The sequence below is a fragment of the Pseudomonas sp. PARCl1 genome (assembly GCF_947311875.1).
GTDB classification, from domain to species: domain Bacteria; phylum Pseudomonadota; class Gammaproteobacteria; order Pseudomonadales; family Pseudomonadaceae; genus Aquipseudomonas; species Aquipseudomonas juntendi.
Genome location: NZ_CAMZMX010000042.1, coordinates 33072 through 46819 on the forward strand (window position 1 = coordinate 33072; position 13748 = coordinate 46819).

Sequence of the window (13748 nt, forward strand, 5' to 3'; positions counted from 1 at the left end):
AGGGCCGCGTCAGCCGCCCTGCCGCTTTGGTGATGCCCATGAAAAACCTCTTTCTGCGTGCCAACGACACGTTGTACCGCGCCTGTATCTGGGTCGCCGGCCTGTCGATCCTGAGCATGTCGCTGATCATCCCGTGGGGCATCTTCGCCCGCTATGTACTCGGCACCGGGGCCAGCTGGCCAGAGCCGGTGGCCATCTTGCTGATGGTGGTGTTCACCTTCGTTGGCGCCGCCGCCAGCTACCGCGCCGGGGCGCATATGGCGGTGGCGATGATCACCGACCGCCTGCCGCCGCTGCAGCGCCGGCTGGTGGCCCTGCTGGTGCAGGTGCTGATGGTCCTGGTGTGCCTGTTCATGACCGGGTACGGCACCCAGCTGTGCATCACCACCTGGAACCAGTTTCTGGCCTCCCTGCCCAGTGTGCGCGTGGGCATGACCTATGCGCCGATCCCAATCGGTGGCGTGCTGACCTTGGTGTTTGTGCTGGAAAAACTCCTGCTGGGCGACCAGAGCCACCGCAAGGTGGTGCGCTTCGACCAACTGGAAGAAAACGAAGGAGCGGCGTAAATGGATGTGTTCATTCTGTTGGGCAGTTTTATCGCGCTCATCCTGCTGGGCATGCCCGTGGCCTATGCCTTGGGCCTTTCGGCGCTGATCGGCGCCTGGTGGATCGACATACCGCTGCAGGCGATGATGATCCAGGTGGCCAGCGGGGTTAACAAGTTCTCGCTGCTGGCCATTCCGTTCTTCGTGCTGGCCGGGGCCATCATGGCCGAAGGCGGCATGTCACGCCGGCTGGTGGCCTTTGCCGGGGTGCTGGTGGGTTTCGTGCGCGGCGGCCTTTCGCTGGTCAACATCATGGCCTCGACGTTCTTTGGTGCAATTTCAGGCTCATCGGTGGCAGACACCGCCTCGGTGGGCTCGGTGCTGATCCCGGAGATGGAGCGCAAAGGCTACCCGCGCGAGTTCTCTACCGCCGTGACGGTCAGCGGCTCGGTACAGGCGCTGCTGACCCCGCCCAGCCACAACTCGGTGTTGTACTCGCTGGCGGCGGGCGGCACGGTCTCGATCGCCTCGCTGTTCATGGCCGGGGTGATGCCAGGGTTGTTGCTGAGCGCGGTGATGATGGGCCTGTGCCTGCTGTTCGCGAAGAAGCGCAACTACCCCAAGGGTGAGGTCATCCCGCTGCGCCAGGCGCTGAAGATTGCCGGTGAGGCACTGTGGGGCCTGATGGCCATGGTGATCATCCTGGGCGGTATCCTGTCGGGCGTGTTCACTGCGACCGAGTCGGCAGCCGTGGCGGTCGTCTGGTCATTCTTCGTGACCATGTTCATCTACCGTGACTACAAGTGGCGCGACCTGCCCAAGCTGATGCATCGCACGGTGCGCACCATCTCGATCGTGATGATATTGATCGGCTTCGCGGCCAGCTTTGGCTACGTGATGACGCTGATGCAGATCCCGTCGAAGATCACCACGGCGTTCCTCACTCTGTCGGACAACCGCTATGTGATCCTGATGTGCATCAACTTCATGTTGCTGCTGCTGGGCACGGTGATGGACATGGCGCCGCTGATTCTGATCCTAACGCCGATCCTGTTGCCGGTGATCACCGGCATCGGCGTGGACCCGGTGCATTTCGGCATGATCATGCTGGTGAACCTGGGGATCGGCCTGATCACGCCGCCGGTGGGCGCCGTGTTGTTCGTCGGCTCGGCGGTGGGCAAGGTGAGTATCGAATCGACGGTCAAGGCGCTGCTGCCGTTCTACCTGGCACTGTTCCTGGTGCTGATGGCGGTGACCTACATTCCGGCCATTTCGCTGTGGCTGCCTAGCGTGGTGCTGTAACCGCACCTCAGCCTGTAGGAGCGGCCTTGTGTCGCGATGGGCCGCAAAGCGGCCCCAGGTTTTCGGCGTTGTTGCGAATATTGCTGGGGCCGCCTTGCGGCCCATCGCGACACAAGGCCGCTCCTACAACGACTGCGATAGGGCTGGAAAATCTACCTGCAAACGGATCCTGCACATGGCTGTCCCCTCCTCTGCTTCCCCGCTGTTCCCGCGCCAGCTGGCCATCGCCCTGCTGGCTCTGCTTGCCTGCTCATTCGCCGGTAACCATATCGCCGCACGCATCGCCTTCGATGACGGCACCGGTGTGCTGCTGGCCATACTCTGCCGTTCCGGCATCACCTTGCTGGTGCTGGCCGGCGTGCTGCTGTGGCAACGTCAGGCGCTGGCGCTGCCCGTTGGCACCCGCCGCTGGCAACTGCTGCTTGGCCTGCTGATCGCCACCCAGAGCCTGTGCCTGTATTCGGCGGTGGCGCGCATCCCGGTGGCCCTGGCCTTGCTGGTAGGCAATACCTTCCCGATGCTGCTGGCGCTGCTGACCTGGGCGCTGGGCGGTGCGCGCCCCACTGGCCGCACCGTGCTGTTCATGGGCTTGATCCTATGCGGCCTGGTGCTGGCGCTGGATGTGCCGGCACGCCTGGCCGACAGCGGTGCGGGCAACCCGCACTGGGCGCTGGGGGTCAGCCTGGCCTTCGGCGCCGCTTGTGCCTTTGCTTGCGCGTTGTGGATCACCGACCACAAGCTGCCTAGCGTGCGGGGCCCGGTGCGCAGCCTGCTGACCCTGCTGATCGTGTTCTCCAGCATGCTGCTCGCGGGCGCCAGCGGGGTGATGCCGGCCGGTTTGTCGCTGCCGGGCAGCAGCAGTGGCTGGGTGGCGCTGGCCAGCCTGGTACTGCTGTATGGGCTGGCGTTCAGCTTGCTGTTCGTCTGCGTACCCAGGCTGAACATGGCGCAAAACGCCCCGGTGATGAACGTCGAACCCATCGCCACTTTACTGCTGGGTTGGGCCCTGCTCGACCAGCAACTGGGCCCGCTGCAATTGCTCGGCGGCGCCGTAGTGGTATGCGGCATCGTGCTGCTGACTTACCGGCGGGCCAACTGATCGCTCTGCTCCAGAGGAACATTGCATGGCTGTGACCACACTGCACCTGCAGGACCGCCTGACCCGCCTGAGCCTGGCGCCGGAACTGGGTGCCAGTCTGGTCAACTGGCAGGTCAAGGCAACGGGGCAGGCGCTGCTGCGCCATACCGACGCGGCTGCCTTGGCCAGCGCCACGCCCAGGCGGCTGGCTTGCTACCCACTGGCGCCTTGGTCCAATCGGGTTGCCGAGGGGGGCTATGCCCGGCCGCAGGGCTGGCAGGCATTGGCGCCGAATACCGAGCACGACCCCTATCCCATCCATGGCAGCGCCTGGCAGCAGGCCTGGCACGTTGAGCATCACAGCGAACGGCGCGCACGGCTGACGCTGGACAGTGCCGTACCTTTCGCCTACCAGGCCACGCTGGATATACACCTGCATGAAGGCTGCCTGACCCTGGACCTGCATGTGACGCACCGGGATGATTCGGCCAACTGGTATGGGTTGGGCCTGCACCCTTACCTTCCGCGCTACCCCGATACCAAGCTGTCTGCGCCCGCGCGCAAAGTGTGGCTGGCCGAGGCTGGGCGCTTGCCGTCGTATCAGGCCACGGTGCCCGAGCCGTGGCGGTTCGAAGCACTGGGCCACCTGCCCGAGACGCTGGTCGACCACGCCTTCAGTGGCTGGCCGGGGCACTGTGTGATCGAACAGCCGGGGGCAGGCTACCGGCTGGCCTGTCGCACCAGCGGGGCGGAGCACTTCTTGCTGTTCTGCCCGCCGGGGCAAGGCTTCTTCTGCTTCGAGCCGGTCAGCCACCCGGTCAACGCCCATCACCTGCCCGGCCGGCCGGGGCTGAGGCTGTTGCAACAGGGTGACACGATGAGCCTGGGGTTCAGCATGCAGTACCAAGCGTTGTAACGCATTGTGGGCGCTACATGCTCACTCCAGTTGCTGGTCCCGCAGCGCCTGCGCCAGCATGTCGATGAAGGTTCTGACCTTGGCCGACCCGTACTTGCTCTCGCGGTGCAGTATGTGAATCGGCCAGGGTGCTTCCTCATACTCGGCCAGAATCACCTGCAACTGCCCGCTAGCCAGTTCATCAGCCACCTGGTATGACAATAAACGGGCAATCCCCAGGCCACCGCAGGCCGCAGCGATAGCCCCATCATTGCTGGTCACCGTCAGCCGCGGTTTCATGCGCACCAAAGTCGGCTCATCGGTCACGCCAAAGCGCCAGCCGGCTCGGGGGGACAGGTTGGTGGTACCGATCACCGCATGCCCGGCCAGGTCCGAGGGGTGCCTGGGCACACCGTGGCGCGCCAGGTAACCGGGCGCAGCGCACAACATGCGCCGGACCTGACCGACCCGCAGGGCCTTCAACCCGGAGTCGGGCAACGGGCCGATGCGCACGGCCACATCCATGCCTTCCTCGACCAGGTTCACCACGCGGTCGAGAAAGTAGGCGGCCACGTCGACTTGCGGATACTGCTGCAGGTAGCGAACGATGCTGGGCATGACGAACTTCCTGCCGAACAGGATCGGTGCAGTCACCGCCAGGTCACCCTTGGGGATGGCATTGATGCCCGCCGCCGCTTCGTTGGCCTCGTGAATGCTGGCCAGGATATGCCGGGTGTCCTCCAGGTAGCGGCCGCCTGCCTCGGTCAGGCGCACGCTGCGGGTGGTGCGCAGTAGCAGCTTGACCCCCAGCTGCTCCTCCAGGGCGCTGACGGCACGGGTGACGGCGGCCGGGGAGATGGCCAGGCGGCGGGCAGCAGCGGCGAAGCTTTCCAGCTCACCTACGGCGACGAATACCTTCATCAGGTGGATCTGGTCCATGCGAGCTCCTGGGGACATGAGGTGCCGGGATTATTGTTCATCTGGGTATTTTCTGCCGCCCGCGAAGAGGCGGGGCTGGTGTATCAGATGTCCAGCACCAGGGCCTGTACCCCCTCCTGCACCTGCGCCGGCACGGCACAACAGATCAACACCGACCCCGCCTCCGGTAGCTCTGCCGGTGGATTCGGGTAATGCACCTGGCCACTCACCAGTCTGGTCTTGCAGGTACCACACGAGCCACCCCGGCAACTGAACTCCGGCGCCAGCCCGCGCGCCTCGGCCAGCTCCAGCAAGGTACCGCCGCCGGGTGCCCAGCGCGCCTCCTTGGCCGACGCCGCAAAGTACACCGGTACTGGCTCGCTGGCAGCGGGTGGCTGATGCAAGGCGGGCTGGTCGGCGTCCGTGTGCCGGCGCAACGTCGACGGCCCAAACGCTTCTGCGTGAATCCGCGCATCCGGCACATGCACGCCGCGCAACCCTTCATACAAGTCCTGGGTAAAACTGCCCGGTCCGCACAGGTAGAACTCGTAGTCGTCCAGCGCCAGCGTCGCCTTGACCTGCCCCATGCCCAGGCGCCCGGCAAACTCGTAATCCCGCCCAAGCAGCGCATGGCTTTCCGGCTGGCTCAGGGCGCGATGAATGTGCAGCAAGCCCTCGGCCCGTTGCTGCAGACTCGCCAGCTCCTGCCTGAACGGCAGGTCGGCCAGGCTACGCGCACCCTGGAACACGTGGATGGCCCGAGCCTGCCCTTGGCTCAATTGCTCACGCAGCATGGCCAGCAACGGCGTAATGCCTACGCCAGCGCCAATCAGCACCAACGGCCGCGTGCTCTGTATGTCGAGCGTGAAACTGCCCATGGGTGGGCGAACATCAAGCACATCGCCTGGCGCGATGCGCTCATGCAAGTGGCGGGAAACCGGGCCCTGGGCTTTGACGCTGATGCGCCAATAGCCGTCGGAAGGTGCGCTGGACAAGCTGTAGGTGCGGATAAGCGGCGCCTCACCGTCGCGCTTGACCTGCACCGGAACATGTTGCCCGGGTGCAAACGCCACAGCGGAACCGGTGGGCGGCTGCAGGTAGAACGAACGGATATCGCGGCTCTCCTGCTCTACCCGCAGCACCCGCCAGGCTTGCCATTGGCGCTGCTGCTGACGTTGCTGCAAACGCGCATCGGCCTCGGCCCAGGTGCCGGTCATCAGGCTGGTGGGGGCGTACTCCTTGAACGCCCAGCGCAGGGAAACCGCAGCCGGCCGCCACACCACCTGGTCGACCTCCAGCGTCCACAGCCGCTCTGCACCTTCGAACGCCTGGATGGCCGGGCTTTCCAGCAGCACCTCGGCACGCCCGCCCACCTGCAGCACGTTGCCGTTACTGAAGTCGATGAACAGCAAACCTGCCCTCGGGTTGACCAACAAGTTGCCCAAGGTGTTGAAGTGCAGGTTACCGGCGTAGTCGGGGATGGTTAGCGTATTGCCTTGCACCCTGACGAATCCTGGCCGACCGCCACGGTGGGACACATCCACCGAACGCTGGCCGGTGTCATGCTCGACATAGCTGGCGACGAAGAAGGTGTCGGCAGACTGGATCATACTGACGGTCGTGGCATCCAGGGATGTCGCATCGATGCGCCCCTGGGCCGGTTCGGCGACGCGCGTGTAATCGCGTAACTGGATGTATTGCGGGCAGTTGCCGAACGACTGCTCTACCGTCACTTGCAATTGCCCTGCAACCGCCTGGCGGATCTGCCCGTTGAGGCGGTTGCGCCGGCGGGTGTGCAGTTCGATGCCCAGCAGGCCGATTGCCTGCCCGGCGACCAATCCCGGGGTCGCCGGGTCATCGGCCGCTAGCCTGGCGTCAATCGTCAACTGGCGTGGGTCGGGCGAACTGACGAAACCTTCCGGCCCTTCCAGCAGCGTCGCCCAGGGCCGCCCCTGAGCGTCTACGCTGGCCGCCACCATGAACGGCAACTGATGGTAGAACGTGCGGTGCTGGTCGGGCATGTAGTCACGAATGACCTTTTGCCCGAACGCCTCCATGCGCTCTGCTACTCCGACCTTTTCCTGCAGGGTTTTCTCGCCCGCATGCCAAGGCGAGGGGCGGCGATCGGGGGACTGTTGCATGGTGGCGTTCCTCGCAGAGGGATCAGACGCTGGTCTGCAACCCGATGACGGTGCGGGGCATCGGTACGAAGCCCGGCAATGCCTCGATCCGCGCCAGCCAGCTACGTACGTTGGCATACGGCTCCAGCGACACGTTGCCCTCCGGTGCGTGGGCGATGTAGGAGTAGTTGGCGACGTCGGCGATGGTCGGCGTGTCGCCTGCCAGGAACGGCGACTTGGCCAGTTCGGCATCAATCACCTTGAGCAGGGTGTGCGCCCGGGTAATCACTTCGTCAGTGTTGAACGAAGCGCCGAACACGGTCACCAGGCGTGCAGCGGCCGGGCCAAAGGCCAGCGGGCCTGCAGCGACCGACAGCCAGCGTTGTACACGGGCGGCAGCGGCTGGCGCTTCGGGTAGCCAGGTGCCGTTGTCATATTTTTTGGCGAGGTAAACGAGGATTGCGTTGGAGTCTGCGATCACCGTGCCGTTGTCATCGATGACCGGTACCTGGCCGAACGGGTTGAGGGCCAGGAAGTCCGGCTGCTTGTGCGCACCTTTGGCCAGGTCCACGAACACCAGCTCGGTAGGCAGGTTGAGCAGCGAAAGCATCAGCTCGATGCGGTGGGCGTGGCCGGACTTGGGGAAGTTGTAGAGCTTGATCGGGTTCGACATGGGCTTGGCTCCTGGTCAGCACCGGATTGGGCTGATGGAGCACATGCTGCACTGATTCGGCTGGCAGCAGAATCAGTGCGCGGGGGAAACCATAATTTCGCCAGATGGAATAATAAACCGCTCCATGTCAAACAACAGTCTGCGTTTTTCGAGTGCTTGCTGACGGATCCGCAGTGCGGCCCCAGCAAGCACCGCAGCAACCGAGCCCGTGTGCCTCAGTGCGGCTTGTTGAAGTAGCGGAACAAACCACGCGCGGCTTCGATCACCTTCGGCACACAGGCCTGTATCTCCGCTTCGCTCATCTGGTCCAGCAGCTCGAAGTTATCCTCCAGCCCATGCAAAGAAATGGCTTTGAGTAACTGGTCCTGCTCTGGCGGCAAAGCTTCCCAGTTGGCGACCTGGGTAGCGCGCATGTAGCCGAAGCACCATTCTTCCATCACGACCACGGTGCCCTGCTCGTCTTCTGTTTCCTCGAACAGCGGCTCGAACTGATCGATGTGGTCGCCCAACTGTCCGGCGACTTGGTCGGCATACCGCAGCATCAATGCCACATAGGCTTCTTCATGGGCCGGTTTCTTGAACTTGGGCACCTTGCCACCTGCCACTGCCGGCAGCCAGTGCTCGGGGGTGACCGTGGTCGGCGAGCTAGCCAGCGCGGTGAAAAAGCCATTGAGCTCGGCCAGGTTGAGTACCGAGTAGTCGTTGCCGTAGGTGATCAGCAGGTCTTCGAGGCGGTGCAGTTCTTTTTCGCTGAGTGGCGGGAGCATCGGGCAGGGAATCCTTGCTAGCAAAAGTGTGTGCACCCTAGCACAGCAATGCTTGAAGGGTTGCCCGTGCAAGGCACTGCGCGGGCAAATTTTCAGGTGGGCAGCCAACCCGGCAACTCATGCTGCCGGTCGGCGCCAATCAGCAGCCACAGCAAGATGCGGCACTTGCGCGGGCAGAGGTGCCCGGCCATGTGCACACCTTTTTTCTGCAAGTCGATCTCGGAGCCGGAAAAACCGTATGTTGCGCGGGCTGTAGCCCCCTCACCTGTACGAGTGGCGACAATGACTGGCAGGGTTGGCGTCATGTGCTTTAGAACATCAGACCAATTGCCGGAAACATGGCCGGCGCCGAACCCGGCGATGACCAGCCCGTCGTAGCGCAATGCGGGCAGAGCCTGCAGCAATACAGTGTCGGCGTCCAGGCACGCCTCCAGCAGGATGACGCGCTGGTCGGTACGCCCCGGTAGCGGGAGTACCTCCCGCCTGTCTGGGGGATGGCGGTACGTTGCAACACCTTCTACAACTTCCCCCACAGGACCGAAACCAGGCGAGTCGAATGCCGCTATCGCCAGGCTGGCTGTCTTGCGAACCTTTGTCGCACGATGGATCTGATCATTCATCACCACCAGCACACCACGCCCACCGCTGCCTCGTGCCAATGCAACCTGGGCCGCAGCCAGAAGGTTGGCCGGGCCATCGTTGCCCGGCTGGCTGGGCGAGCGCATTGCACCGGTCATCACCAAAGGCGCATCGAAGGGCCAAAGCAGGTCAAGGAAATAGGCCGTTTCCTCAAGGCTGTCGGTGCCTTGGGTCAGTATCACGGCCCGGGCACCGCCCTCGACTTCGCAGCGAGCCCAGGCCAGCACTTCCAGCAACGCGTTGAAGCTGAGCGATGCACTGGGGACCAAGCTCAATGACGTTACAGTCAACTGCGCCATTTCGCGCAACTGCGGTACCTGAAGCAGTTGCTGCTCACAATCCAGGGTGGGCGTTACGCCACACCCACCCGCTGTAGCCTGCATGCTGACCGTCCCGCCCAAACTGGCGATCGACAGCTTGGGCAGGTCCGAATGCTCAATCATCCTTCTCCCCCCACCAGTAACCCGATCAGCGGTACGATTCCCAACGTGCTGATCGCCATCGACACCACGTTGCCGATGTAGCCATGCACATAACTCGGCAACCGCTGCGTGATCGCCACTGCCAGCGGCGGAGCCACCAGGGCCCCCAGCACTGCACCGGCCACAATGACTTGCCAACTACCGCCATGCGTCAGCACGGCGGCCGGCACGATCGAGACAATCGGAATATAAGTCGGATACCACCCCCGGGCTTGCCACTGGCCGCGCCAGAATACGACCCCGACCAAGGATGCCAAGGCCTGTCCGGCCAGTATGTGCAACGCCAACATTGAACCGTATGCAGGTGCTGCCGGGGCCAACAGGTAAGCCAGCAACAAACCCAGTAGGAGACCCAGACTAGCCAGCTCATTGCCAAAGAAGGGGGCTTCACTGAAATCGGCCAGTACACGCCGCAAAGTCCAGATCACACCGTAGGATGGCTGGCTGGCCACAGGTTTCACAACGTCGGGTTCGTGGCTTTGGCGGACCCATGACGGGTAGCGCTTGCACAGCAGGAAAGCGGCGGCACTTGCCACGGCCATTCCACCCACGTTGCCGATAACCACAGGCAACTGCAGGGGGTAGCACAGGTAGTTGACCAGCAGCAGACTCGCCGGGGTTACCAGTAATGCCCCCAGCAATGCGCCTGCTATCGCCACACGCCAGCCCGCCCCATACAACAGCACCATGGCTGCCGGCAACGACACGAAGGCCACGAACGTTGGTTGCCAGGTACCACTGGCCAAGGTCCATCCCCACAAGGCATGGCTAAGTAAAAGGCCCATCAGCGAGCTGGTGAACACCCATGGCCACAGTCCGCTTCCATAGCAGATGGCAAAACCCTGCCAGCGGTACCCGCGAAGATGGGCCCAATGTGCCAGGCTGGCGCCTAGCAGCAAGCCCAGCGCAGGCAGCTCATGCTTGTAGAATGCGACCTCGCTGATATCGCCCACTATCCAACGCAAACGACTCAGCGGTTGGTCCAGGGTCGCCGCCAGTTGCCCGTAGTCTGGCCACGGGCCTGACGCAAGGCTGGCTGCCAGCAGCATTGCCAGGCAGGTGAAGATCAGCACGGGGGCGTGCTGCCGATTGGGCAGCAGTAATGGCTTCATGTGCGGATCCTCAGCGTGGCATAGGCGCATGCAGGCGGTAGCCAAGCGCAGCATCGTAGAGGTCGGTACGGCGATCACGCTGCAGATCGTTGAGGCTGTTCCAGATCGGCGCTGAACGCGCGCTGCTGAGGTCGACATCGGCGTAGACAATGCTTTCCTCCTCCGCACTGGCCACAGCACCAATGGGCCAACCGTTGGTTCCGGCAATCAACGAACAACCGAGAAAGCGCCCTCCTCGCTCACTGCCGATACGGTTTGCGGCGGCGATGTAGACATTGTTCACATGCGCGGCTGTCATGGTCAGGTACGACGCCATGCAACGCCCTGTTTCATCAAACAGCGGAGGCGGTGTCCACACCCAATTGTTCAAGCTGCATATGATGTCTGCCCCTTGCGCTGCCATGAGCCGTGGCACTTCAGGGAACCAGATGTCCCAGCAGATCAGCAGGCCAATACGGCCGATTGGCGTCTCGAATACAGGGAAGCCGAGGTCGCCAGGGGTGAACCAGAGCTTTTCCTGGTTCCACAGGTGGGCCTTGCGATAGTGGCCTAGCAGGCCGTCGGGGCCAAACAATACGGCGCTGTCGTAGAGCTTCAGGCCCTCACGCTCGGCGAATCCTGCTGCCAGGTACACCTGATATTCCCTGGCGAAATCAGCCCAGGCTTTCAGGCTGCGGCCCGCCTGCAACGTTTCGGCATGGGCATAGGCCTCGGCACGGGAGTGAAAGGTGTACCCGGTGTTGGCCAGCTCGGGCAGCACGATCAGATTGGCACCTTCACGCACCGCACGCCGGGCCAGTGCCAGGCCTCTGCTCAGGTTGCCATCGCAGTACTCTAGCCCGACTTGTGGGTCGTACTGGATGACAGCGATGCGGACAGGGCTGACGGGGGGGCAATGTTCGGACATGGCGACTTCCTTTTTGTGGTTGTTTTGGAAGGTCGCCAGTAGAGCGGGGTTGGGGTTGGGAGAGACAGTCGGGCAGGTCCTATGAGGTCGAAGGAGAAGCGAGTAAGCGCAGTAGGACGAATCTCACAAAAACACCCAGCTGCCGCTATTTCCCAAGTTGATAATGCGGATAGTGTTCAAGGGTAAAGTCTCCATTGAACGTTGCGGATGTGTTGTTGCAAAGATTGATCACTACATCAAGCGCGGTGCGTAGACTCGGCTCGGTCCAGCCGGCGTCAACGGAGAAGGACTCCCCAGCCAGATAAAGCCCCGAGCTGGCACTGTAATCGCGGTTATACTTCATCAGGCCGACCGCGTCGTAGTAGGTACCAGCGCGGTACAGCTTTGCGCAGCCGAGCGCATTTTTGTCCGTAGCCCAGCGCTGTATGCGGATGTTTCGGGTATCGATGTAAGGCGATATAGGTTCGGCCACATTGCAGCAGCGCAGGAGGATTCGGTCGAGTTCCTCCACACACTTGTTGGCCAGTTCTTCATCAGTGAATACGGCTAGCTTCGTTGCATCATCTTCCCATGTGTAGCTGAGCAGGATGCAGTCGTCGGGGTAACGATCGTTGTACCGATAGGCGTATACGTCGTGGACCAAGCTGTCGGTGACGAGGATCTGGGGTAAAGCTGATTTACTGTCCAGATAACTCTTCTTCAGTGGCGCATAGACTTTGCAGCTGGTTTCCCAATGAGCGTGCTTCCACGCATCCACAATCGACTGCGGCAGTATCTGACGGCTAAAACCGTCGAGGCGCATGTTGGTCTCGATCAGCCAGGAAGGGACAGTCAGGATCACACTGTCGAAGTCATCATATTGGAGGCTTTGATGTGCAGGATCACTGCAGTGCCAGCAGTATCCGACCCGAATACGACCCGCTTCAAGCTTTTGCAAGGAACGGACCGAGGTGTCTGTCAACAGCCCGTCATCTTGTCGAAGGAGATGATCATAAAGCGAAGTGCCGTTCATCCCGGCGTCGAGAAACAACAGACTTTCATCCATCGCCGCTAGACCGATATACGCAGGACCGTTGAACATCAGCCCTCTACTATCAGGAACATTGCTGGCTTCCAGATACGGCGCAGCATAGGGCAATCCATCCTGATCAACGCGGCCATGCACCAGTTGCAAATGACTGCTGAAGCCAAAGATCGCAGTACGCAGCGGATACAGGCAGCAGACGTCGTAAAATGCACCCCAGCTACCATCACCAATACCGATTGAATAGAAAATAGCCGACTCTTCGCTGCTCATGCCCAGCCCGCCAAAATCAGCAGGGTTTGCGGGATTCCACACAGTGAGCATTGGCAAACGCACAAGATCCCTGAATGACAGCAGGTGGTAACGCTCGACTATAGCTTGCCATGTCGACGCCCAGGATGGCGTGCCATACACCATGGCAACGCGCTCGGCAAACTGCGTGGCGAAGCGCTGCCATTTTTCATAGACCTTTTGCAGCGTTGCTGTCGGTGGAGGAGTATCCCCTTGTGGATTCCGCCAAAACAGCAACTTCGGCTTCCCCTCCTCCTCAAGTTCCCCGTCACGAAGATAGATACCGGTTGTGTTCACCCAAGGCGTCCCAGGGTTCGGGAAATCGGAAAGTTTTAGCTTAAACAGCGTCGCGTAGTAGGCCATAAGCGAGCAACCATCTTTAGGTGATTCCCCTGTCCTGTTGAACAGAGGCATACGCATGGCCCCCATTTCGAATGGGGTTGAAGGCTGCTTGTAATTGCCGCCGTTGTTCACCACTGTCAGGTGGCGCCCACCCACGCGCTGAGATTGCTCTATCAAAGTGATGCGGGTAAAACCACAGCGCAACAATTCCCGAGCAGCTGTTAGCCCTGTCACGCCAGCACCAACAATACAGATCCGATGCTCCGGGCGGGCGGCACGTGCAACACCTCCCTGTTGTTCAACAAGACGGCGATAGTCGAAGCAGAGGTCTGGAGGATTTGGAAAACGCGCGGCCCAAGGCTGCAAAGGCAAGGATGGCTCAATGGCCAGATCAGCAGGGTGGTTGTGACTAGAACCGATGGTCATGAACTCGTACTCTCCATAAATTGAAGAGCCTGAGCATGATCGACTTGCGAGACGTGAAGTGTTGGTTATGTGCCACCAGTCAACACCCACAGAATCTTGAGAGACCTGTGGGTGCCAGCGTGCAGTCCCGATAAGGACATCAGCTCTTATACCGCCAGCGCGCGCTCACGCAGCTCGCTGTTGAGGATGCGGTCGTTTTCGCTGTAGTCGACCGGGCAGTCGATCAC

General features: G+C 61.9%; 12 protein-coding genes. 4 read left to right on the plus strand and 8 right to left on the minus strand.

Annotation, left to right across the window (positions count from 1 at the left end):
• The first annotated feature begins 38 nt into the window (after window positions 1-38).
• The 4 genes from QME24_RS19565 to QME24_RS19580 all read left to right on the plus strand — a co-directional run bounded on the left by QME24_RS19565 (window position 39) and on the right by QME24_RS19580 (window position 3841).
• The gene (locus tag QME24_RS19565) at window positions 39-566 is read left to right on the plus strand and encodes a TRAP transporter small permease (protein WP_009682578.1); all 528 of its coding nucleotides are present in this window, start codon (window positions 39-41) and stop codon (window positions 564-566) included.
• A complete protein-coding gene (locus QME24_RS19570) occupies window positions 567-1847 on the plus strand; it encodes a TRAP transporter large permease (protein WP_054905982.1) in 1281 nt (426 codons plus the stop codon).
• Between the two features lie 175 nt (window positions 1848-2022).
• The gene (locus QME24_RS19575; RefSeq protein ID WP_054905983.1) at window positions 2023-2946 is read left to right on the plus strand and encodes a DMT family transporter; all 924 of its coding nucleotides are present in this window, start codon (window positions 2023-2025) and stop codon (window positions 2944-2946) included.
• Between the two features lie 25 nt (window positions 2947-2971).
• Window positions 2972-3841, plus strand: coding sequence for an aldose 1-epimerase (locus tag QME24_RS19580; RefSeq protein ID WP_054905984.1), 870 nt, complete (start codon window positions 2972-2974; stop codon window positions 3839-3841).
• A 21-nt stretch (window positions 3842-3862) separates the two neighbouring features.
• On the opposite strand, the gene QME24_RS19585 is transcribed toward QME24_RS19580, so the two are convergent.
• The 8 genes from QME24_RS19585 to QME24_RS19620 all read right to left on the minus strand — a co-directional run bounded on the left by QME24_RS19585 (window position 3863) and on the right by QME24_RS19620 (window position 13521).
• On the minus strand, window positions 3863-4759 hold the full coding sequence (locus tag QME24_RS19585) for a LysR family transcriptional regulator (protein WP_154211822.1): 897 nt from the start codon (window positions 4757-4759) through the stop codon (window positions 3863-3865).
• A gap of 83 nt (window positions 4760-4842) precedes the next feature.
• Window positions 4843-6879 carry a pyridoxamine 5'-phosphate oxidase family protein gene (locus tag QME24_RS19590; protein ID WP_054905986.1) on the minus strand — a complete coding sequence of 679 codons (2037 nt, stop codon included), beginning with the start codon at window positions 6877-6879 and terminating at the stop codon, window positions 4843-4845.
• 22 nt (window positions 6880-6901) lie between these two features.
• On the minus strand, window positions 6902-7531 hold the full coding sequence (locus tag QME24_RS19595; protein WP_029885569.1) for a glutathione S-transferase: 630 nt from the start codon (window positions 7529-7531) through the stop codon (window positions 6902-6904).
• Window positions 7532-7746: 215 nt separating this feature from the next.
• The gene (locus QME24_RS19600) at window positions 7747-8298 is read right to left on the minus strand and encodes a UPF0149 family protein (RefSeq protein ID WP_054905987.1); all 552 of its coding nucleotides are present in this window, start codon (window positions 8296-8298) and stop codon (window positions 7747-7749) included.
• Window positions 8299-8390: 92 nt separating this feature from the next.
• Window positions 8391-9380 carry an asparaginase gene (locus QME24_RS19605; RefSeq protein WP_054905988.1) on the minus strand — a complete coding sequence of 330 codons (990 nt, stop codon included), beginning with the start codon at window positions 9378-9380 and terminating at the stop codon, window positions 8391-8393.
• The gene (locus tag QME24_RS19610) at window positions 9377-10531 is read right to left on the minus strand and encodes a hypothetical protein (protein WP_054905989.1); all 1155 of its coding nucleotides are present in this window, start codon (window positions 10529-10531) and stop codon (window positions 9377-9379) included. The genes QME24_RS19605 and QME24_RS19610 overlap by 4 nt, the downstream gene beginning before the upstream one ends.
• Before the next feature lie 10 nt (window positions 10532-10541).
• Window positions 10542-11438: a nitrilase family protein gene (locus QME24_RS19615; protein ID WP_009682591.1), complete on the minus strand. Its 897-nt coding sequence runs from the start codon at window positions 11436-11438 to the stop codon at window positions 10542-10544.
• A 145-nt stretch (window positions 11439-11583) separates the two neighbouring features.
• Window positions 11584-13521, minus strand: coding sequence for an FAD-dependent oxidoreductase (locus QME24_RS19620; protein ID WP_054905990.1), 1938 nt, complete (start codon window positions 13519-13521; stop codon window positions 11584-11586).
• Window positions 13522-13748: the final 227 nt, after the last annotated feature.

What these genes read in the sequence shown, in the direction of transcription:
- QME24_RS19565 (WP_009682578.1), top strand. Translation starts at nt 39, where the DNA reads ATGAAAAACCTCTTTCTGCGTGCCAACGACACGTTGTACCGCGCCTGT.
- QME24_RS19570 (WP_054905982.1), top strand. Translation starts at nt 567, where the DNA reads ATGGATGTGTTCATTCTGTTGGGCAGTTTTATCGCGCTCATCCTGCTG.
- QME24_RS19575 (WP_054905983.1), top strand. Translation starts at nt 2,023, where the DNA reads ATGGCTGTCCCCTCCTCTGCTTCCCCGCTGTTCCCGCGCCAGCTGGCC.
- QME24_RS19580 (WP_054905984.1), top strand. Translation starts at nt 2,972, where the DNA reads ATGGCTGTGACCACACTGCACCTGCAGGACCGCCTGACCCGCCTGAGC.
- QME24_RS19585 (WP_154211822.1), bottom strand. Translation starts at nt 4,759, where the DNA reads ATGGACCAGATCCACCTGATGAAGGTATTCGTCGCCGTAGGTGAGCTG.
- QME24_RS19590 (WP_054905986.1), bottom strand. Translation starts at nt 6,879, where the DNA reads ATGCAACAGTCCCCCGATCGCCGCCCCTCGCCTTGGCATGCGGGCGAG.
- QME24_RS19595 (WP_029885569.1), bottom strand. Translation starts at nt 7,531, where the DNA reads ATGTCGAACCCGATCAAGCTCTACAACTTCCCCAAGTCCGGCCACGCC.
- QME24_RS19600 (WP_054905987.1), bottom strand. Translation starts at nt 8,298, where the DNA reads ATGCTCCCGCCACTCAGCGAAAAAGAACTGCACCGCCTCGAAGACCTG.
- QME24_RS19605 (WP_054905988.1), bottom strand. Translation starts at nt 9,380, where the DNA reads ATGATTGAGCATTCGGACCTGCCCAAGCTGTCGATCGCCAGTTTGGGC.
- QME24_RS19610 (WP_054905989.1), bottom strand. Translation starts at nt 10,531, where the DNA reads ATGAAGCCATTACTGCTGCCCAATCGGCAGCACGCCCCCGTGCTGATC.
- QME24_RS19615 (WP_009682591.1), bottom strand. Translation starts at nt 11,438, where the DNA reads ATGTCCGAACATTGCCCCCCCGTCAGCCCTGTCCGCATCGCTGTCATC.
- QME24_RS19620 (WP_054905990.1), bottom strand. Translation starts at nt 13,521, where the DNA reads ATGACCATCGGTTCTAGTCACAACCACCCTGCTGATCTGGCCATTGAG.